The following is a 20,624-nucleotide window of genomic DNA, read 5'->3' on the forward strand; positions in this document are numbered from 1 at the left end:
GGAAAGTTCACGGCCACCGTCGGCTTTCAGCCGTTTCTCGGCGTCATCCCTTCCGGCCTGCAACAGCACTGCTGCGGCCGGAAACAGCTCCCTTGCGGCCGGGTCCGGTTCACCCGCGGCCGGATTCAGCTCCCCTGTGACCGGCGTCAGCCCCCTGGCGAGTTGTCGACCCGGATACTGCCGAGGACCTTGTCGGTCCTGGCCGAGCAGTCCTCGTCGCAGCGGATCTGCACGTACACCGGCGGCTTGCCCTTCTTCCGCGGGGTGAGAGCGATCTCCTCCAGCGAGTGACCGGGCGAGTCGCAGGACGACCACGCGCGGATACGGCCCCGCCAGCCTCCGCCCTCGAACGAACGGGAGCCGGAGTACTCGCAGGCCCGGTGGTCGATCGCGGCGACCATGTCGGCCAGTTTCCCGCTGGTCGGATCCGCTTCCGCGTCCGCCGCCGTGTTCGCGCCGTTGCCGTCGGCCGCGCCCCCGGAGGCGTTGCCGGCCGTGTTTCCCGTCGCGGCCCCTGCCCCGGTTCCTGCTGCGTTCTCGTCCGAGTTCCTGGCCGAGTTCCTGGCCGTGCTCCCGTCCGTGCTCCCCGACGGTTTTCCGGAGGCGCCTTTGGACCCGCCCCCGCCCGGTGAGGCACCGAGCCCCACGAAGACCCCGCTGGTGCCCGAGGTCAGGTCCTGCCAGCGTCCCGTGTCCTGCGCCACCAGCAGCCCGGGAGCGCGCTTGGCCGGCAGCCCCAGCGCGGCCGGGCTCCAGCCCGCGCCCATCGACTCCTTCGCCCAGGCGACCGGTATCCGCACGCTGAGGCGACCGCTCTCGTCACGTACCCGCACATCGTCCGGCTCGGGCGCCCTCTTCTGTGTCAGCACCACCCCTGCCGCTCCCGCGCCCGCCAGTACGGCGACTGTGGCGCAGAGGGCCAGCAGGGTGCGCCCCCGCCCCCGCCGGGACGGCGCGGGCGTCGGCTCCGGCACGCGACCGAGTACCGGATCGAGGGACGGCACGGGTGAGGGCGCGGAGCCCTGCCCCGGGTCGTGCGGGGATCCGGCGCCGAAGGAGGACGGGGTCGCGGGGGCGGGTGCGGCGGACTCGGGGGCGGGCGCGGGCGCGGGTTCCGCCCCGGAGTCCGACCCCGAGTCCGACCCCGAGTCCGGTCCGAAGCCCGCTCCTGGAGCCGGTCCGGAGGCAGGCCCCGAAGCCGGTGAGGAGGCCGACTCCGGCGTCGGGCCGGAGCCCGTCCTTGAAGCCGGGCCGAATGCCGATCCGGAGGCCGGGCCGGGTGTCGCGCCCGGTTCGGCCACCGAAGAGGATGAAGGGGACGAGGGGGACGAAGAGGACGCAGGGGATGAGGAGGACGAGGGCGACAACGGGGCGCCCGGTTCGGGTGCCGGGGAGGGGGAAGGGCCCGTCGGGGCGGACAGGGAGCCGGACGCGCGGGAGGCGCGTGAGCGCTCTTCCGCGCGCTCACGCGCCTCCTCGTCCGGGACCTCGCTCCGGCTCCCGTCCGAGCCTTCGCCCTTGTCCGTTCCGCTGTCGGCGCTGCCCGTTCCGCTGCCGAAGCCGCCCGTTTCGCCGCTGTCCGTGCCCGTGATGCCGCTGCTGACGCCCGCCTCGTGGCTGCCGCCGACCACGCTGTCGGCGTAGACGCCGAAGGAGGACCGGTCGGCCCCGTGGCCGGGGAAACCGGTCTCGTGGGCGTCGCTCCGGTCGAGTTCGTCCAGGTACGAGTCGTCTCCACCGGCACGGCTCCTGCCAGGGAGAGCCGAGCCCGCGACTGATGCGGCGGCGGCGCCGAAAGCTCGCCCCCCATCATCCGGACCGTCTCGTTCCGGCCCGTATCGGTATTCGTCGGCGACCGTTTCCGCGAGCCGGTCCAGTGCGTTCGCAAAGGCGCCAGCGGTGGGCCAGCGGCGTTCGCGGGAGGGTTCCATCGCGCGCTCGACGGTCTCCTCCAGGGCGGCGGGCAGCCCGGGGCGCAGCTCGGTCAGGGGCACGACCCGGCCGGGCGGTCCCGGCACGGCCCCGGTCACCAGGTGGTAGAGCACGGCGCCCAGGCTGTAGACGTCGGCCCGCCCGTCGATGCCCTCGAAGGGCTCGGCCTGTTCGGGGGCCATGTAGCCGGCGGACCCGGCGACGACGGTCAGCCCGGACGCCTGCGCGAGGTTCTTCGCCAGCCCGAGGTCGGCGACCAGCACCCGTTCCCGCCCCCGGGCGCGTCCGCCGCCGGCCAGCAGCACGTTCGAGGGCTTGATGTCGCGGTGGACGACGCCCGCCTCGTGGAGGGCCCGCACGCCGCGGGCCGCCTCGGCGGTCAGGTGCAGCGCCTCGGCCACCGGCAGGGGCCCCGCGGCCATCCTGTCGGCGACGGTGCCCTGGTCCGCGTACTCCATGACGAAGTACGGCCTCTCGTCCTCCAGCTCCCCCACGTCGAAGACCTGGACCACGCCGGCCGAGGACGCCTTGCGCAAGAGGCGTGCCTCGGCGAGGAATCTCTCCCGGATGTCCATCCGGTAGGCCCAGTTCTCGGACATCACCTTGACCGCCACGGGGGCCTCCAGGCGGTCGTCGTGTGCGAGCCACACGACGGCGAAGGCTCCGGAACCGAGGCGTTTCTCGACGCGGTAGCGGCCGATCTGATCAGCTGAGGGCATGCCCTTATGATGCCTGGATGCGTCCCTCGACCTCCGCCCACGCCGACGTCGAAGCTCTCGCCACCCGTGCCGCGGGGGGTGACAGCGCGTCGCTGGACGCCCTTTTGCGCGCGATTCGTCCCGATGTGGTGCGTCGTTGTGGCCGATTTCTCCTCTTTCGGGAGGACGCCGAAGAGGCGGCCCAGGATGTGCTTCTGCAAGTGGCACGGAACATCCACCGCTTCGAAGGCCGCAGCCGCTTCAGCACCTGGCTGCACACCGTGGTGGCGAACTGCTCGCGCCAGAAGTACCGTGAGCTGAAGCGGCGCTCGGCCGAGCAGCCCACGGTCCCCGAGGCGCCGAGCGCCCCCGAGAACCGACCGGACCCGCGCACCACCAGCGTGATCGCGGGCTCCCGCGTGGACCTCCTGGAAGCCATCGAGCGGCTCGAACAGGAGAGCCCGCACCTGGTGGCGCCCCTGGTCTACCGGGACCTGTGCCAGATGGACTACGCCGAGATCGTCGACCGTCTCGGCATCCCCCTGGGCACCGTTAAGTCGCGCCTCCACCACGCCCGCCGCAACATCCGCCCCTGGCTCACCAGCCACGAACTGTGACCCTTGGGCGCCCCCAGGGCGACGCCGGGAGCGCCGTGGCCGCGTTCGAGGCGCACCGTGCGCGGCTGTTCTCCCTCGCGTACCGGATGCTGGGATCGGCGACCGACGCCGAGGACGCCGTGCAGGAGGCATACGTCCGCTGGGAGCGGACCGACCGGGCGGCCGTCGCGGCCCCGGGGGCCTGGCTGGCGAAAATCGTCACCAATCTGTGCCTCAACGAGCTGGCGTCGGCGCGCGTACGCCGTGAGCGGTACGTCGGCCAGTGGCTGCCCGAACCGGTGCTGACGGGCACGGACACGGGCGCCGGCCCGGTGGGACCGGGCCCTGGTGCCTCGCCGCCAGGGCCCCTGGAGACGGCTGAGCAGCGCGATTCCGTCTCTCTCGCGCTGCTCGTCCTGCTGGAGCGCCTCACCCCGCCGGAACGCGCCGTCTTTGTGCTGCGGGAGGCGTTCGGGTACCCGCATCGGGAGATCGCCGGAGTGCTGGAGATCTCGGAGGCCAACTCCCGCCAGATCTACCGCCGGGCCAAGCAGGCCATGCACGACGGCAAGCAGAGCGCGGAAAACAGCAATCCCGCGCACAACGGCACGCCCGCACACAGCGCCAAGCGCGCGCACCACGGTGAGCGGACCGCACCCGACGCCAAGCGGGCCGTGCCCGAGAGCGGGCTGAGGATGCCCGGCGGCGGGCAGGTTCTGCCCGCCGGCGAGCGGACCGCGCCCGACGACAGGCAGACACCGTCCGACGACAGGCAGGTCCCGTCCGAGAGTGAGCACACCGCACCCGGCGACAGGCAGACACCGCCCGCCGGCAGGCAGGTTTCGTCCTTCAGTGAGCACACCGCACCAGGCGGCAGGCAGGCGCGGGGTGGCGACAGGCGGGCCCCGCACGGGGGCGGTGGCGCGTCCGGCGGTACGGAGCGGGAGAGCGGGCCCGGGGCGGGCGGAGACGGCCGGGTGCGGCGCCAGTGGGCGGGACTGGTGGAGTCGTTCGTCGCGGCGGCCCGCGAGGGCGATCTCGCGCGGCTGGAACGGCTGCTGGCCGACGACGTGGTCTCGTACGCGGACGGCGGCGGGAGGATCAACACCGCGCGCCGCCCGGTCCTCGGCCCCGACCGGGTCGCGCGGTACCTGGCCGGTGGCCTGGGGCGCTTCGCGGCCGGCGTGGACCTGGTGCCCCGCGAGGTGAATGGCGGGCCCGGGCTGGTCGGGCTCGTCGACGGGCGGTTGCTGGGCGTGGTGGCCCTGGACGTCACCGGCGGACGGGTCTCCGCGCTGTGGATCTGCGTGAATCCGGACAAGCTGGAGTACGCGGGCCGACAGCTCTCCGCTGTCACATCCGCGGACGCTGTCCGGTTCTCAGGGTGAGAGAACACACCGACTCACCGGGAGGCACGCACCATGGCACCTTCGACCGACCCCGCCGCGCACTCCGCCCCCGCCCCCGAACCCGCCTCACCCTCCTCACCCGACTCCCTCGCCTCCTCCGGCCCCGTCCTGGTGACGGGCGGCACCGGCACGCTGGGCCGGCCGCTCGTGGACCGGCTGCTGGCGGACGGCGTCCCCGTACGCGTCATGAGCAGGCGGCCGCGCCCGGCGGGGGACGGGAGGGAGTGCGAGTGGGCGGTGTGCGACCTGACCGACGGCACCGGCCTGGCCGCCGCCGTCTCGGGCGTACGGGCCATCGCGCACTGCGCCACCGACCCGTGGCGCGAGGTACGGGTGCTCACCCGCCTCGCGCGGGCGGCCCGGCGGGCGGGGAGCGCGCACCTGGTCTACATCTCCATCGTCGGTGTCGACCGGGTGCCGTTCCCGTACTACAAGGCGAAGCACGCCGCCGAGCGGGCGCTGGAGGCGTCGGGGGTGCCGTGGACGGTGCTGCGGGCCACCCAGTTCCACGACCTGGTGGCAGGGCTGACCACCGCCCAGCGGCGGATGCCCGCCGTCCTCGTCCCGTCCGGCTTCCGCTTCCAGCCGGTGGAGGCGGCGGAGGTCGCCGCCCGGCTCGCCGAACTCGTCCAGGGGCCGCCCGCGGGCCGCGTACCGGACATGGGCGGGCCCGAGGTGCGTACGGCGCGGGAGTGGGCGGAGCTGACGCTCCGGGCGACGGGACGCACCGGCCGCGTCGTCGGCCTCCCGCTCCCCGGCCGGACCGCCCGCGCCTTCCGGCAGGGCGGCAACCTGGCACCCGGGCATGCCACGGGGACGGGGACGTTCGAGGAGTTCCTGGCCGCGCGGTACGGCGAGCCGCGCGGAACGCGCCCCGACGCCCCCTCCGGCAGCCGTTCGCACGACCGTCCCGACACCCCCTCCGGCAACCATTCGCACGACCGTCCCGACACCCCCTCCGGCAGCCGTCCCGGCGACCGCCGCTCCCCGACGGTGGAACCGTAGGTTCCGGCCCTCGCCGCAGGGCGGCGCACCAGGGCGTGAGAACGTGACGGCATGGCCTTCGCGACCGCGGCCGACGGTGCCGCCCTGTACTACGAAGTGCACGGAGCGGGCGGCCCGCCACTGCTGCTGCTGAGCGGACAGTCCAACAGCCACCGGTGGTGGGACGCCGTGCGCGGCGGCTTCGAGACCGCGTTCACCACCATCGTCATGGACTACCGCGGCACCGGCTCCAGCGACCGGCCCGACACCGACACCTACAGCACACCGGGCTTCGCCCAGGACGCGCTGGCCGTGCTCGACCACGCCGGGATCGGCCGGGCCCACGTCTACGGCACCTCCATGGGCGGCCGGGTCGCCCAGTGGCTGGCCGCCCGGCACCCCGGGCGCGTCGGCCGGCTCGTCCTGGGCTGCACCTCCCCCGGTGCCCCGCACGGCATCGAGCGGAGCGCCGAGGTCCGGCGCGCGCTCGCCCAGCCCGACGCCGAGGCGGCCCGCCGGGTGCTGCTGGACCTGATGTACACGCCCGCCCACACCGCCCGGCACCCAGGCCCGTTCCACACCCTGGGGGACCCCTCGATGCCCGGCCACGCGCGCCGCCGCCACCTGCGGGCGAGCGCCGCGCACGACGCCTGGGACGCCCTGCCCGGCATCTCGGCGCCCACCCTCGTCGTGCACGGCTCGGACGACCGCTTCAACCCGACCGCCAACGCCCCGCTGCTCGCCGGCCGCATCCCCGGCGCCCGGCTGCACCTGGTACCCGGCGGCCGGCACGCCTACTTCGAGGAGTTCGCCGATCAGGCCACCCCACTGGTACGGGACTTCCTCCTGGAGGGCGACGGCTGAGGGGGCCGTCCAAGGGGGAGGTCGAGGGGGGACGACGAGGGGGACGGCCGGGGACGGGGACGACGAGGGGGGACGGCCGGGGGCGGGCGGCCCATCCCGCGACGGCTCCTCGTTGTCAGACCCCCCGCCTAGGCTTGCCGGCAAGTCAATCGGAAGGGGCGGGCCGCGCCCGCTCGCGCCCGGCCGGAGTCGAGGAGGAGAGCCAGGAATGCCCCACCGCACCACCGCCCCGTTAACCCCCGCTGACAGCCACAACGTCATCGAGGTGCGCGGCGCGCGGGAGAACAACCTCGCCGACGTCTCCCTCGACATCCCCAAGCGCAGGCTGACCGTCTTCACCGGAGTCTCCGGCTCGGGCAAGTCGTCGCTGGTCTTCGGTACGGTCGCCGCCGAGTCGCAGCGGCTGATCAACGAGACCTACACGGCGTTCGTGCAGTCGTTCATGCCGAGCCTGGGCCGCCCCGACGTGGACGCGCTGCGCAACCTGAGCGCGGCCATCGTCGTCGACCAGGAGCGGATGGGCGCCAACTCCCGCTCCACCGTGGGCACCGCCACCGACGCCTACACGATGCTGCGGATCATCTTCAGCCGTCTGGGCACCCCGCACGTCGGCACCTCCACCGCGTTCAGCTTCAACAGCGCCGAGGGCATGTGCGCCGAGTGCGAGGGGCTGGGTGAGACGACGACCATCGACATCGACCAGCTCGTCGACCGCGACCTGTCCGTACGGGAGGGCGCCGTCACCGCGCCGGGCTTCGCCGTGGACACCTGGTACTGGGAGGTCATGGTCAGGTCCGGCTTCTTCGACCCGGACAAGAAGCTGCGCGACTTCACCGAGGAGGAGTGGGACGCGCTGCTCCACATGCCGACCACCAAGGTGAAGATCGGCACCACCAACCTGACCTACGACGGTGTGGTCACCCGCATCCGGCGCACGTACCTGGCCAAGGACCGCGACGCCATGCAGGCGCACATCCGCGAGTTCGTCGACCGGGCCGTCGTCTACACGGCCTGCCCCGCGTGCGGCGGCAGCCGGCTCGGGCAGGAGGCGCTCGCCTCGAAGATCGACGGACTGAACATCGCCGACTGCGCGCGCATGCAGATCAGCGATCTGGCCCCGTTCGTGCGCGGCCTGGCCGACCCGTCCGTGGCACCGCTGCGCGACGCGCTGTGCCAGACGCTCGACTCCCTGGTGGACATCGGGCTGGGCTACCTGAGCCTGGACCGGCCCGCGGGCACGCTCTCCGGCGGTGAGGCGCAGCGGGTCAAGATGGTGCGCCACCTCGGCTCCAGCATCACCGATGTCACCTACGTCTTCGACGAGCCCACCGTCGGACTGCACCCGCACGACATCCAGCGCATGAACGACCTGCTGCTGCTCCTGCGCGACAAGGGCAACACGGTGCTGGTGGTCGAGCACAAGCCGGAGGTCATCGCGATCGCCGACCACGTGGTGGACCTGGGCCCCGGCGCGGGCACCGAGGGCGGCCGGATCTGCTACGAGGGCGATGTGGCGGGCCTACGCGCCTCCGGCACCCTGACCGGACGCCACCTGGGCCACCGCGCGGGGCTGCGCGAGACAGTGCGCGAGCCCAAGGGCGCGATGGAGATCAGGGGCGCGAACCTGCACAACCTCAAGGACGTCGAGGTGGACGTGCCGTTGGGCGTCCTGACCGTGGTGACGGGCGTGGCGGGGTCCGGGAAGAGCTCCCTCGTCCACGGCTACCTGGCCGGACGGGACGGAGTGCTGGTGGCCGACCAGTCCCCCATCCGCGGCTCCCGGCGCAGCAACCCGGCGACGTACACGGGGCTGCTGGGCCCGATCCGTACGGCGTTCGCCAAGGCCAACGGCGTCAAGGCCGCGCTCTTCTCCGCCAATTCGGCGGGGGCCTGCCCGAAGTGCAACGGCATCGGGCTGGTCTACACCGACCTGGCGATGATGGCCGGGGTCGCCTCCGTGTGCGAGCAGTGCGAGGGCAAGCGCTACACGCCCGAGGTGCTCGGCTACACGCTGCGCGGCAAGAACATCAGCGAGGTGCTGGCCATGTCGGTGGCCGAGGCCCGCGAGTTCTTCACCACGGGCCAGGCCCGCGCCATCCTGGGGCGGCTCGCCGATGTCGGCCTGGGTTACCTGCGTCTGGGCCAGCCGCTCAACACCCTCTCGGGCGGCGAGCGGCAGCGCCTCAAGCTGGCCATCCACATGGCGGAGAAGGCCGCCACCTATGTGCTGGACGAGCCGACGACCGGGCTGCACATGGCCGACGTCGACCAGTTGCTGGCGCTGCTGGACCAGTTGGTGGAGGAGGGCAACTCGGTCGTCGTCATCGAGCACCACCTCGCGGTGATGGCGCACGCCGACTGGATCATCGACATGGGCCCCGGAGGGGGGCACGACGGCGGCGAGGTCGTCTTCACCGGCCCGCCCGCCGCGCTCATATCCGAGGCCGACACCCTCACCGCCCGGCACCTGCGCGCCTACGTGGGCGGGGACGGCACGCGAACGGCGGGCTGAACGCCCCGCCCGCCGGGGCCGGACGGACCCCACCAGGGCTTCGCGGGAACGGTGCCACAGGGCGGCGTGCAAGACGGCATGGCGGCAAGCCCGCAAGCCCGCAAGGGGCGGTGTCACCAGGAGGGCCGGGCCGTCATGCCGCCGTCCAGCACCAGGTCGTGGCCGTTGATCCAGCGGGCCAGCGGGGAGGCGAGGAAGACGCAGGCGTTGCCGACGTCCTCGGCCGTGCCGAGCCGCCCGTCCGGGGCGGCCCGGCGCCACCGCGCCACCCCCTCGGGCCACTGCTCCTCGATGCCGTCCCTGTGCACCAGCCCCGGCGAGACGGTGTTCACGCGCACCCCGAGGGGCCCGTACTCGACGGCGGCGGCCCGCGCGTGCGTGACGACGGCGGCCTTGGAGACGGCGTAGTGGGCGTGGCCGGGCGCGGGTCGCGCGGCCTCGACGGAGGCGAGGTGCGTGACGCTGCCGCCCCCGCCCTCCGCCAGCAGCGGGGCCGCCGCCTGCGTGCAGGCGAAGACGCTCAGCAGGTTGGTGTCCACCACGGCACGCCACTGCCGCTCCGTCATCCCCGGCAGCGCCGCCACCGGCTGCGCGCCCGCGCTGTTGACCACCGCGCCGAGCCCCTCGCCGCGCCAGTCCGCCGCCTCGGCGACGACCGCACGGCAGCCCTCCTCCGTCGACAGATCGCCGTGCACGGCATACGCGCGTCCGCCCTCCCGCTCGACCAGCGCCACCGTCTCGTGTGCGCCGGGCCCGTCGCCGCGGTAGTGCACGGCGACCGCCGCGCCCGCAGCGGCGAACCGGAGCGCGATGCCTCGCCCGATGCCGCCGGAGGCGCCGGTCACCAGCACGGTCCGCGGATCGTCCAGCTCGATCACCGCCGTCACCCCCTCACCGCCCCAGCCGGCGGATCGCTCCGGCGTGTTCGGGGAACCGCCGGGCGAGCGCCTCGGCGTCGCCGTGCTCGTACCCGGCGTCGGTGTAGCCGGGTGCCATGGTGCAGCCGAACAGCGTCCAGGCCCCGCCCGGGGCCACCCGTGCGCCCATCCACGTTCCGGCCGGCACCGTGAGCTGCACCTGGTGCCCGGCGCCGAGCACGTCGGGCCCGAGCACGCGGGTCCCGGCCGGGTGCGGTCCCGGGGCGGTGCTGTCGCCGGGGAGCAGAAGCAGTTCCAGGGGGTCGCCGAGGTAGTGGTGCCACACCTCGTCGGTGGGCAGGCGGTGCAGCGCGCAGTAGTCGTCGGGGGCGGAGGTCAGCAGCATCACGATCGCGGAGCCCTCCGGGCGCCCGTCCTCCCGCTCCGGTCCCGCCCACGTCCGCCGGAACCGGCCGCCCTCCCGGGGCAGCGGCTCCAGACCGAAGTGCGCGGCCAGCGCCTCGGCCGTCCTCGCCGGCTCCGCCCGCTCCCGCCCGCCCGCGCTCTCCGCCACCACTCCGGACTCCTCCTTCACGTCACGCCCTTCACGCCTCGCTCTTCGCGTCACACCCGCCGCGCTCTCTCCACACCACGCTCCCGCGCTCTCTCCACACCACGCTCCCGCGCTCTCTCCACACCACGCTCCCGTGCTCTCTCCGCACCGCGGTCGCCGCGCTCTCTTCGCACCGCACTCTTCGCCTGGCGCCTTCAGGCCACCTCCCTCACGCAGGCCACGTCCCTCATGCCGCACCCTTCGCGCCGCACTCTTCGCACCGCGCCCTTCGCACGGCACTCTTCGCGCCGCACCCTTCACGTCACGTCCACCCTCCAGCCCTCCCCTCTCTCCGGAGTCGCCATGCGCGCTCTCGCGCCGGGCGCACGCCCTCCGCTCACTCGCACGGGTGAGATACGCGCACCGAAGGGTTCGATGTCCGCACTCACGCCCCACCCTCTCCGGAGGCGTCCGTAGAGTGCCCGTCCGACCCGGTACCCCGCCCACAGTGAAAGGCGCCGCATGGCCGTCGTGCACGCCCAGGGCGCCGCCTTCCGGCTCGTCCGCACGCGGGGTGAGCTGGACATCGCGACGCTGCCCGAACTGGAGACCTCCCTGGTGCGGGCCCTCGCACCCGCCGGGCCGCCCCGTCTGGTCCTGGACATGCGCGAGGTGACCTTCCTGGACTGCTTCGTCGTCCGCGTCCTGCTGCGGGCCCGGACGGCGGCGCTGTCGCGTGGCGGGTGGCTGGTGCTGGTCTGCGGGCCGGTGCCGGTCGGCACGCTGCTGCGGCGGCTGGACCTGGCGCACCGGCTCCCGGCGCACCCCACGCTCCCCGGTGCGGTGGCCCGCGCGGAACGGGACGGCTGCCGGGAGGCGAACGGTGGGCACCGGGCCGGCTGTTGAACGGCCGAGCACCCAGCCGGCGAGGTGGGGCGGGATGGGGCAGAGGCGGGGGCGGGACCGGATGTGACCGCCCGACGGCGCTCTCACGGCCCGGCCCCGGCTCCGCCCCTACCCCGGCTCCGGCCCCTGCCCCCCTGCGCCCCTGCCCCGGTGCCGTGACCACAACGACCACAACGACCAATACTTTTCTTGCCCTCCAGGGGCAGACACCACCGCACGGGCCGGGCAGCATGTGGGCCTCCCGCTCCCGTCCCCGCGTACGGCTCCGAAAGGCGGTGTCCCCGCGTGCGCACGCGCGCCCTGCTCTCCCCCCTGGCAGCCGCGGTGGTCGTGCTGCTCGTCCCCCCGCTGATCACCACCGGCAGCGGCACCGGCGGCGGCACGAACATCCCCGGTCTGCGCTTCATGGTCCCCAACACCCCCGGCGGCGGCTACGACATCACCGCCCGCACGGCGGCGAAGAACGCCGAGGAGGCCGGGCTCAACCACACCATCGAGGTCTTCAACCTGCCCGGTGCCGGCGGCACCGTCGGCCTCAGCCGGCTGGTGAACGAGCGCGGCAACGGCAAGCTGGCCATGTCCATGGGCCTCGGCGTCGTCGGCGCCGTCCACACCAACCACGCGCCCTCCACACTGGCCGACGCGACACCGCTCGCCCGGCTCACCGAGGAGCCGGACATCGTGGTCGTCTCCAAGAAGTCGAAGTACAAGACCTTCGGCCAGCTCCTCGCCGACTGGAAGAAGAACCCGCGTGCCCTGCCCGTCGGCGGCGGCTCCTCGGCGGGCGGCCCCGACCATCTGGCGCCGATGCTGATGGCGCGGGCCGCGGGCATCGAGCCGAAGGCGGTCACCTACGTGCCGTTCGACGGCGGCGGCGAACTGCTGGCCTCCGTCCTCGGGGGCAAGGTGAAGTTCGGGGTCTCCGGCCTGGGCGAGTACCGCGACCAGATCGAGTCGGGCGAGCTGCGGCTGCTCGCCGTCACCGGCCCGCGCCGCGTCAAGGGCTTCGACGCGCCCACCCTCAAGGAGTCCGGCCTCGACGTCGAGTTCACCAACTGGCGCGGCATCATGGCCCCGCCCGGCCTCTCCTCGGCGGAGCGCGACAAGCTGATCCGGTTCCTGCGCGAGCTGCGTCGCTCGAAGGAGTGGAAGAGGTCGCTGCGCACCAACGGCTGGGACGACGCGTGGCTGCCCGGTGAGAAGTACGGCCGCTTCCTGGCGCGCGAGGACCGGCGCGTCGACTCCGTCCTGAAGGAGCTGGGCCAGTGAGCGCGCCCGCGGCCCCGGACGACGCGCAGGAGACCCCGCGGCGGGACCGAGGACCGCGCGGCCGACTGCGCGACCGCTCCGAACTCGGCGTCTGCGCCCTGCTGCTGGCCGTCGGCGTCCTCGTCCTGACCGACGCCCTGACCATGGAGACCGTCGCCTCGGCGCGCGGACCCGTCGGCCCGCGCACGGTGCCCGTCGTGGTGGGCGTCGCGCTGCTCGTCGTCTCCGTCCTGCTCGCCCTCGACGTGCTGCGGGGCGGACGCGGCGAGGCCGAGGCCGGAGAGGACGTCGATCTCGCCGAGCCGGGCGACTGGCGTACGGTCGCGCTGCTCGCCGGCGTCTTCCTGGCCTTCGCCGCGCTGATCGACCCGCTCGGCTTCCCCGTCGCCGGAGCCCTGCTGTTCTGGGGCTCGGCCTATGCCCTGGGCAGCCGCACCCACGCGCTGACCCGGGACCCGCTGATCGCGGCCGGACTGTCCGTGGCCACCTATGCCGTCTTCCACCTGCTTCTCGGCGTCCCCCTGCCGGGCGGCCCGCTGATGGGAGTGCTGTAACCCCATGGACCTGTTGGGAGTGCTGTAACCCATGGACTCCGTCACCTCCCTGCTCGACGGCTTCGGTACCGCCCTCACCCCGCTCAACCTGCTGTGGGCCGCCACCGGGGTGCTGCTGGGGACCGCCATCGGCGTCCTGCCGGGCATCGGGCCCGCGATGGCCGTCGCCCTGCTGCTGCCCGTCACCTACGGGCTCGATCCCACGGCCGCTTTCATCATGTTCGCCGGGATCTACTACGGCGGCATGTTCGGCGGCTCGACGACCTCGATCCTGCTCAACACCCCGGGGGAGAGCGCGTCGGTGATCGCCGCCGTCGAGGGCAACCCGATGGCGAAGGCGGGGCGCGGCTCGCAGGCGCTGGCCGCCGCCGCGATCGGCCACTTCGCGGGCGGCATGATCGGCACCGTCCTGCTCGTCGTCCTCGCCCCGACGGTGGCGAGCCTGGCCGTGGACATCGGCGCACCCGACTACTTCGCGATCATGGTGCTGGCCTTCGTCGCCGTCACCTCCGTCCTCGGCTCCTCCCGCGTCCGCGGCTTCGCCTCGCTGCTGATCGGCCTGACCCTCGGACTGGTCGGCCTGGACCAGATGACGGGCCAGCAGCGGCTGACGTTCGGCAGCCTCCAACTCTCCGACGGCATCGACGTGGTGATCGTCGCCGTCGGCCTCTTCGCGATCGGTGAGGCCCTGTGGGTGGCCGCCCACCAGCGGCGCGGCAGCAGCAAGAGCATTCCGGTCGGCCGCCCGTGGCTGGGCCGGGACGAGTTGCGGCGCACCTGGAAGCCGTGGCTGCGCGGACCGCTGATCGGCTTCCCGTTCGGCGCGATCCCGGCGGGCGGCGCCGAGATCCCCACCTTCCTCTCGTACATCACCGAGAAGCGGCTCTCGAAGCACAAGAAGGAGTTCGGCAAGGGCGCCATCGAGGGCGTCGCCGGGCCGGAGTCGGCCGCCTCGGCCTCCGCCGCCGGAACCCTCGTCTCGATGCTGACGCTCGGCCTGCCGACCACGGCGGTCGCCGCCGTGATGCTCGCCGCCTTCCAGCAGTACGGCATCCAGCCGGGGCCCCTGCTGTTCGAGCGCGAACCCGAGCTGGTGTGGGGGCTGATCGCCTCCCTGTTCGTCGGCATGGTGATGCTGCTCGTCCTCAACCTGCCGCTCGCCCCGGTCTGGTCGAAGCTGCTGCGCGTGCCGCGCCCCTACCTGTACGCGGGCATCCTGTTCTTCGCCGCGGTCGGCGCCTATGCCGTCGGCGGCGAGGCCATCGACCTGGTGATCCTGCTGGTCATCGGCCTCCTCGGTCTGATGATGCGCCGGTTCGGACTGCCGGTGCTGCCCGCGATCATCGGCGTCATCCTCGGCCCCAACGCCGAGCAGCAGCTCCGCCGGGCGCTCCAGATCAGCGACGGCAGCCTCACCGGGCTGGTCGACACCCCCTTCGCCGTCACCGTCTACGCCGTGATCGCCTGCCTGCTGGTGTGGCCGTGGCTGAAGCGGGTGCTGCCGTGGGGACGCGCGGGCAACGAGGGCTGAGACGCGCGCTCCTTCGGGGCTCCGGAACTGGTCCGGGAAACGGCTTGGGGCGTCGGTCGGGGCGTCGGTCCGGGGCGTCGGTCCGGGGCGTCGGTCCGGGGCGTCGGTTCGGGGCATCGGTCGGGAGTATTGGTCGGGAGTATTGGTCGGGAGTATTGGTTTGGTAAAGTAATTATTGACGTTTTCTTGACCACCTCTTTGCCGCAGTGCGCACAAGAGGCCGGACGCCTGGAGGAGCCATCAGCCTGCCGACGCCCGACCGCATATCCCGACCCACCCACCGCACACCCCCCGAGCAGCGGCCCCGGAACGGCCACCGATTCCGGCCCGGCCACCGGCCCCAACCCGCCCCCCTGGCACCGCACGCCGACGGGCCCCAGCTCGACCGCCGGCCCCGGCCCGGCCCCGGGACTCAGCCCGGGTGGGGGTGCCGAACGGAACGCCGTCGTCGGGCGCGGGACGGCGGCCTGCCGCTCGTCGCGCCGCCGGGGCCGTGACGATGGGCCATGCCGACACCCTGCTCGCCATGGGCGGCGCGTTCGTCGCCGCCGCTGTCCTCGCCCGCCTCGGCAACCGCATCGGCCTGCCGACCATCCCCCTGTTCATCCTGGCCGGGATCCTCCTCGGCCCCCACACCCCCGGCTACGTCCTCGTCGACGACCCGCACCAGTTGGAGATGCTCTCCGCGCTCGGACTGGTCCTGCTGCTCTTCTACCTCGGCCTCGAGTTCCACCTGGAGGACCTCAAGGCGGGCGGGCGGAAGATGGCGCTCGCCGGTGGCCTCTACCTCGCGCTGAACGTCGGCGCCGGCCTCGGCTTCGGCTTCGCCCTCGGCTGGGGCACCTCGGAGGCCCTCGTCCTCGCCGGGGTCCTGGGCATCTCGTCCTCGGCGATCGTCACCAAGACCCTGGTCGACCTGGGACGCCTGGGCAATCCCGAGACCAAGCCGATCCTCGGCATCATCGTCGTCGAGGACATCTTCCTCGCCCTCTACCTGGCCGCGCTCCAGCCCGTGCTGACCGGTGCCGACACCATGGGAACCGCGCTCGGGCACATCGCCAGGGCCTTCGCCTTCCTGGTGGTGCTGGGGCTGGCCGCACGGTTCGGCACGCGCCTGATCGGTACGCTGTTCGCCACCCGGGACAACGAACTGCTCGTCATCTCCTTCCTGGGCGCCGCCGTGCTGGTCGCGGGCGTCGCGGAGGAGTTCGGCGTCGCCGACGCCATCGGCGCCTTCATGGTCGGCCTGATGCTGGGCAACACCACCTCCGCCGACCGCATACGCGAACTCGTCCACCCCCTGCGGGACGCGTTCGGCGCCATCTTCTTCTTCGCCTTCGGCCTGTCCATCGGCCCCGGGGACCTGCCCGAGGTACTGGTTCCCGTACTGGCGGCCGTGGCGCTGACCCTCGTGACGAACCTGCTGGCGGGCATCGGCACCGCCAGGATCTACGGTTTCGGCCCGGGGCCCACGGCGAACGTGGCCACCACCCTGCTGGCCCGGGGCGAGTTCGCCCTCGTCCTCGCCACCATGGCCGCGACCGCCGGCCTCGACCACCGCCTGGCCCCCTTCATCGCGGGGTATGTGCTGATCCTCGCCGTGCTCTCCCCCCTCGCCACGGGCCAGACCCACCGCCTCACCCGCCACCTCGCCCCGGTGCGGGCGGTCTAGGGCCTCCCTTTCTCCCCGTCCCTCGTACAGCTGACCCCCGCCCTCACATCGGGCGGGGGTCAGCTGTCGTCTGCCGGAGGGGGCCGCGGCCGGAGCGCTCAGCGACGGGCGTGACGGCCCCGGCCCGGCCGGTTCTGGTCCGAGGGGTCCTGGGGCGCCGACGGGCCCTGGTATGTGCCCTCGTCACCGCCGTACGGCGCCTCGGGCACCTCCCCGCCGTAGGGGCTCTCCTGCGGAGCGCCGCCGTGCGCGCCCTGGTGGGCCGGCCCGCCGTCGTACGGGTCCGGTGCCTGCGGGGCGGGTGTCTGCTGGGGCCGGGCGCCTCCGTACGGGCCCGGCTGTATGGGGCCGCCGTCGCCGTAGGGCGCGCCGATGCCCTCCGGGGGGAGGGCGCCTCCATAGTTCTGGCCGCCGTGGTGCTGGTGGCCGTGGTGCTGGCCGCCGTGGGCGTGGTTCCCGTATCCCTGGCCGCCGCCGTGCCCCTGACCACCCTGGCCCTGGTAACCCTGGCCCGCCCCGCCCTGACCGCCGTGGCCCTGGTAACCCTGGCCCATCTGTCCCGGATGGCCGTGGGCCTGGCCGCCGTGGGCCTGCTCGCCGTACGGGCCGGGGGTGCTGCCGCCCGGGCCTCCCTGGGCGCCCGGTGTGCCCGGTGCTCCATGGGTGCCCGGGGCTCCATGGGTGCCGGGAGTGTGCGCAGTGCCAGGGGCGGGCGGGGTGCCCGGTGTGCCCGGCATTCCGTAGGCACCGGCACCGCCCGGGGCGCCGGGAGCACCGGGGGCACCCGGTGCGCCAGGGGTGCCGTAGCCGGGGCCGTAGGCGGTGTGCTGGGCGCTGCCCGGCGTCGGGGGGTGGGTGTTGTCGTCGTCGGAGGGGCCGTGCGAGGAGTCGGCGCTCGTGGCGGGGCTCTTGCGGCGGCTGCGCAGGTACTCGATCACGATCGGGACGACCGACAGCAGCACGATGCCGACCAGGATCATCTCGATGTGCTTGTGCACGAAGTCGACCTGTCCCAGCGCGGCGCCCAGCAAGGTGACGCCCGCTCCCCACAGCGTGCCGCCGATGATGTTGAAGAGGACGAACGACCGGTACCGCATGCCGCTGACACCGGCGATGATCGGGGTGAACGTCCGCACGATCGGCACGAACCGGGCCAGCACCAGCGACTTGGGGCCGTGCTTCTCGAAGAACTCGTGCGCCTTCTCGACGTTCTCCTGCTTGAAGAACCGCGAGTCCGGCCGCCGGAAGAGCGCCGGTCCCACCTTCTTGCCGAACAGATATCCCGCCTGGTCGCCCAGGACGGCCGCGAGCACGATCAGCAGGCACATCAGCCACAGCGACATGTGCAGCTGGTCGGTGACGATCAGCAGCCCCGTGGTGAACAGCAGCGAGTCGCCCGGCAGGAAGAAGCCGATCAGGAGGCCCGACTCCGCGAAGACGATCGCCAGGATCCCGACGGGGCCGAAGGTCTGGATCAGGAAGTCCGGATCCAGCCAGCTGGGTCCAAGTGCGAGATTGGTCACAGAAGGGCTCCTGAGCAGGGGCGCGAGTCGGGGGTGCCTCCCGGCCGGGGGCTGGGGAGGGTGCGCTGACGGCACGTGAGGCTGTATCGGACGCTACACGCTACCAACGTGCCCCCGCCGCCCACCGTTCCCGAGCCCACGAGCACCGGGCCGTCCCGTCCACGTCGCGTCCACGTCCCGTCCACGTCCGTCCGCCCACCGGGCGTCCGCGCCCAGTACCCGTACCCGTACCCGCACCCGCGTCTCGTCCGCGTCTGTTGCCGGAGTTCGCGTCCCCGTCTGTGCCCGGGTCCGCATCCGCGCCGCGTCCGCCCGGGCGTCTCCGGGCGGACGCACCGCGCACAGGCGTTCCCTCGGGGCCGGGCGCCCGCTAGCTTCCCTCTCACCGAGTCCGCGGGTCCGTCACCGGACGCACCCGGACATGGAGCACCACACGCCGAACAGCCGTTCCTCGAAAGGACCACGACTGTGTCCGTACCGCTCCGTTCCGCCTCCTGTCTGCGCGCCTTCCGCAGGAGATCCGTCGCGGCCCTCGCCGCGACCGCCCTCGCCACCCCGCTCGCCCTCGCCTCCGCCACCACCGAAGCGGCCGCCGCCCACGCCTCCCCCGCCCGGGACAGCGCCGCGGCCCAGGCCGGGAAGCGGGTCCAGGAGGGTGACAAGCTCGCCAGGAAGCTGGTGCGGCGCACCACCGCGAAGGGCGCCGCACGGCACCTGAAGGCGCTCAGCGCCATCGCCGGGGCCAGTGACGGCCACCGGGGCGCGGGTTCCCGGGGCCACGACCGTTCCGCCGCGTACGCGGGTGCCCTCCTCAAGGCGGCCGGCTACAAGGTCTCCTTCCAGAAGTTCGACTTCACCTACCGCGAGACCCTCGCGGAGAAGCTCACGGTGCTCTCTCCCGAGCAGCGTGACGTCCCGCTCACGCTGATGACGTACACCAAGAGCACGCCGGAGGGCGGCATCGAGGCGCCCGTGGCCGTCGTCCCCGTCGACGCGGACGGTTCCAGCGGCTGCGAGGCGGGCGACTACGCGGGCGGCGCCTACCAGGGCAGGATCGCCCTGATCAAGCGCGGTGGCTGCTCGTTCGCCCAGAAGCAGGCGGTGGCGGCCGACGCGGGCGCGGTCGGCGCGGTGGTCTACAACAACGAGGAGGGCGCGCTCAACGGCACCCTCGGCGATCCCGACGCGGCCCGCATCCCGACCGGGGGCATCACCCGGGCCGACGGCGAGGCGCTCGCCGAGCAGGCCGGGAAGGGCGGCTCCTTGGGCGTCACCGTCAACCTGGAGGTGCGCGAGCACCAGGAGGTGCGCACCACGCACAACGTGCTGGCCGAGACCCGCGGCGGCGATCCGGACAACACCGTGATGCTCGGCGCCCACCTCGACTCCGTCCCCGAGGGGCCCGGTATCAACGACAACGGCTCGGGCTCGGCCGGCATTCTGGAGACCGCCCTCCGGCTGGCCGAGGCCGGCCACAAGGGCGAGCACACCAGCAAGCACGCCAACAAGGTGCGCTTCGCGCTGTGGAGCGCGGAGGAACTGGGCCTGCTCGGGGCCGAGCACTATGTGGCGCGGCTCCCCGCCGCCGAGCGGAAGAAGATCGCGCTCTATCTGAACTTCGACATGATCGCCAGTCCCAACTTCGGGATCTTCGCGTACGACGGTGACGACTCCGACGGCACGGGCTCCGGCCCCGGTCCGGAGGGTTCCGCGGCGCTGGAGAAGGACCTGGTGGACTTCATGGCCACCCGCGGTCTGGAGACCCGGGGCAAGGACTTCGACGGCCGCTCCGACTACGGCCCGTTCATCGAGGCGGGCATTCCCGCAGGCGGTACGTTCACCGGCGCCGAGGGCGTCAAGACCGCCGAGCAGCAGAAGCTGTGGGGCGGTACGGCGGGTGAGGCGTACGACTCCTGCTACCACCAGTCCTGCGACACGGTGAAGAACGTCGACATGCGGGCGTTCGACGCCAACGTCAAGGCCATCGCCAACGCCGTCGGCCACTACGCCTGGGACACCGGCGCGCTGCCGGACGGTGCCGACCGTCCGGCAGCGGGGCGGCCGGCTCCGGCGAAGGGGACCGGGTCGTCGCCCAGCGCGTACGGCCCGTACAAGGGGGCGCACCTGCTGCGCTAGTTCCTCGTCCGGCGTTCGTCGTCCCGCGTTCCTCGTCCCGCGCGCCATCCCGGTCTTGTTGTCCACAGGCTGTGGACAACAAGACCGGGATGGCCTCCGCGTGGCCGGGCGTCACCGTCCGGCCACGCACTGCCCACCTTCCCCCCGCCTCACCGGTCGATCGTCCGGATTGCTCCACCGTCGCGAGGCTGCGCCCGGTACCGGTGGCCCGGTAGGCTTTCCGTGTGATCTTCAAGCGAATCGGAAACGGGCGGCCGTACCCCGACCACGGCCGGGAGAGCACCCGTCAGTGGGCGGATGTGGCCCCGCGACCGGTGCGCCTTGACCAGCTCGTCACCACCAAGGGCCAGCTCGATCTGGAGACCCTCCTCGCGGAGGATTCGACGTTCTACGGCGATCTGTTCGCCCACGTCGTCAAGTGGCAGGGGGACCTCTATCTGGAGGACGGCCTGCACCGCGCGGTACGTGCGGCCCTGCAGCAGCGCCAGGTACTGCACGCGCGCGTGCTGGAGCTGGACTGACGGCGTCCGCGGACCCGTATCCGGGACGACCGGGCACACCCTCCGGTGTTCCCTCGAACGAGTGAGCATGCCGACGAGCCGCTGATCATCTGGTAGGCAGTACGGCC

Annotated in this window: 15 protein-coding genes and 1 pseudogene; 12 read left to right on the top strand and 4 right to left on the bottom strand. The window is 73.2% G+C overall.

Going from position 1 to position 20,624, the window contains the following annotated elements; genetic code table 11:
- Positions 1-146: 146 nt before the first annotated feature.
- Positions 147-2,651 carry a protein kinase domain-containing protein gene (locus tag FM076_RS34985; RefSeq protein WP_202034920.1) on the bottom strand — a complete coding sequence of 835 codons (2,505 nt, stop codon included), beginning with the start codon at positions 2,649-2,651 and terminating at the stop codon, positions 147-149.
- A 17-nt stretch (positions 2,652-2,668) separates the two neighbouring features.
- On the opposite strand from FM076_RS34985, the gene FM076_RS15560 reads away from it, so the two are divergent.
- The 5 genes and pseudogenes from FM076_RS15560 to FM076_RS15580 all read left to right on the top strand — a co-directional run bounded on the left by FM076_RS15560 (position 2,669) and on the right by FM076_RS15580 (position 8,995).
- Positions 2,669-3,247 carry an RNA polymerase sigma factor gene (locus FM076_RS15560; RefSeq protein WP_173871247.1) on the top strand — a complete coding sequence of 193 codons (579 nt, stop codon included), beginning with the start codon at positions 2,669-2,671 and terminating at the stop codon, positions 3,245-3,247.
- Positions 3,248-3,282: 35 nt separating this feature from the next.
- Positions 3,283-3,810: pseudogene (locus FM076_RS33845) on the top strand (sigma-70 family RNA polymerase sigma factor); the annotation flags it as partial.
- 837 nt (positions 3,811-4,647) lie between these two features.
- A complete protein-coding gene (locus FM076_RS15570; RefSeq protein WP_173871249.1) occupies positions 4,648-5,640 on the top strand; it encodes an NAD(P)H-binding protein in 993 nt (330 codons plus the stop codon).
- A gap of 51 nt (positions 5,641-5,691) precedes the next feature.
- Positions 5,692-6,483, top strand: a complete 792-nt coding sequence (locus FM076_RS15575; RefSeq protein WP_173871251.1) for an alpha/beta fold hydrolase — start codon at positions 5,692-5,694, stop codon at positions 6,481-6,483.
- Positions 6,484-6,691: 208 nt separating this feature from the next.
- On the top strand, positions 6,692-8,995 hold the full coding sequence (locus tag FM076_RS15580; RefSeq protein WP_173871253.1) for an ATP-binding cassette domain-containing protein: 2,304 nt from the start codon (positions 6,692-6,694) through the stop codon (positions 8,993-8,995).
- A 113-nt stretch (positions 8,996-9,108) separates the two neighbouring features.
- Here the strand turns inward: FM076_RS15580 and FM076_RS15585 are convergent, their stop codons facing one another.
- Both FM076_RS15585 and FM076_RS15590 read right to left on the bottom strand, forming a co-directional pair.
- Positions 9,109-9,873, bottom strand: a complete 765-nt coding sequence (locus FM076_RS15585) for an SDR family NAD(P)-dependent oxidoreductase (protein ID WP_345945035.1) — start codon at positions 9,871-9,873, stop codon at positions 9,109-9,111.
- Between the two features lie 13 nt (positions 9,874-9,886).
- Positions 9,887-10,426 (bottom strand): cupin domain-containing protein, encoded by a 540-nt coding sequence (locus FM076_RS15590; RefSeq protein ID WP_173874773.1) that lies wholly within the window; start codon positions 10,424-10,426, stop codon positions 9,887-9,889.
- 501 nt (positions 10,427-10,927) lie between these two features.
- Here FM076_RS15590 and FM076_RS15595 point away from each other — a divergent pair.
- From FM076_RS15595 to FM076_RS15615, 5 genes are all read left to right on the top strand, one after another.
- A complete protein-coding gene (locus FM076_RS15595; protein ID WP_173871257.1) occupies positions 10,928-11,311 on the top strand; it encodes an STAS domain-containing protein in 384 nt (127 codons plus the stop codon).
- Positions 11,312-11,596: 285 nt separating this feature from the next.
- Entirely contained in the window at positions 11,597-12,580 is a 984-nt protein-coding gene (locus FM076_RS15600; protein ID WP_173871259.1) for a tripartite tricarboxylate transporter substrate-binding protein, read from the top strand.
- Positions 12,577-13,134, top strand: a complete 558-nt coding sequence (locus FM076_RS15605) for a tripartite tricarboxylate transporter TctB family protein (RefSeq protein ID WP_428814871.1) — start codon at positions 12,577-12,579, stop codon at positions 13,132-13,134. The genes FM076_RS15600 and FM076_RS15605 overlap by 4 nt, the downstream gene beginning before the upstream one ends.
- Before the next feature lie 31 nt (positions 13,135-13,165).
- Positions 13,166-14,665 (top strand): tripartite tricarboxylate transporter permease, encoded by a 1,500-nt coding sequence (locus tag FM076_RS15610; protein WP_173871261.1) that lies wholly within the window; start codon positions 13,166-13,168, stop codon positions 14,663-14,665.
- Positions 14,666-15,191: 526 nt separating this feature from the next.
- On the top strand, positions 15,192-16,337 hold the full coding sequence (locus tag FM076_RS15615; protein WP_173874775.1) for a cation:proton antiporter: 1,146 nt from the start codon (positions 15,192-15,194) through the stop codon (positions 16,335-16,337).
- 98 nt (positions 16,338-16,435) lie between these two features.
- Here the strand turns inward: FM076_RS15615 and FM076_RS15620 are convergent, their stop codons facing one another.
- A complete protein-coding gene (locus FM076_RS15620) occupies positions 16,436-17,860 on the bottom strand; it encodes a VTT domain-containing protein (protein ID WP_173871263.1) in 1,425 nt (474 codons plus the stop codon).
- A 468-nt stretch (positions 17,861-18,328) separates the two neighbouring features.
- Between FM076_RS15620 and FM076_RS15625 the strand changes: the two genes are divergently transcribed.
- Positions 18,329-19,996: a M28 family metallopeptidase gene (locus FM076_RS15625; protein WP_345945036.1), complete on the top strand. Its 1,668-nt coding sequence runs from the start codon at positions 18,329-18,331 to the stop codon at positions 19,994-19,996.
- Positions 19,997-20,220: 224 nt separating this feature from the next.
- Entirely contained in the window at positions 20,221-20,517 is a 297-nt protein-coding gene (locus tag FM076_RS15630; RefSeq protein ID WP_003999914.1) for a type II toxin-antitoxin system VapB family antitoxin, read from the top strand.
- Positions 20,518-20,624 lie beyond the last annotated feature (107 nt).

The organism is Streptomyces albus subsp. chlorinus, from assembly GCF_013302895.1.
GTDB lineage: Bacteria > Actinomycetota > Actinomycetes > Streptomycetales > Streptomycetaceae > Streptomyces > Streptomyces chlorinus.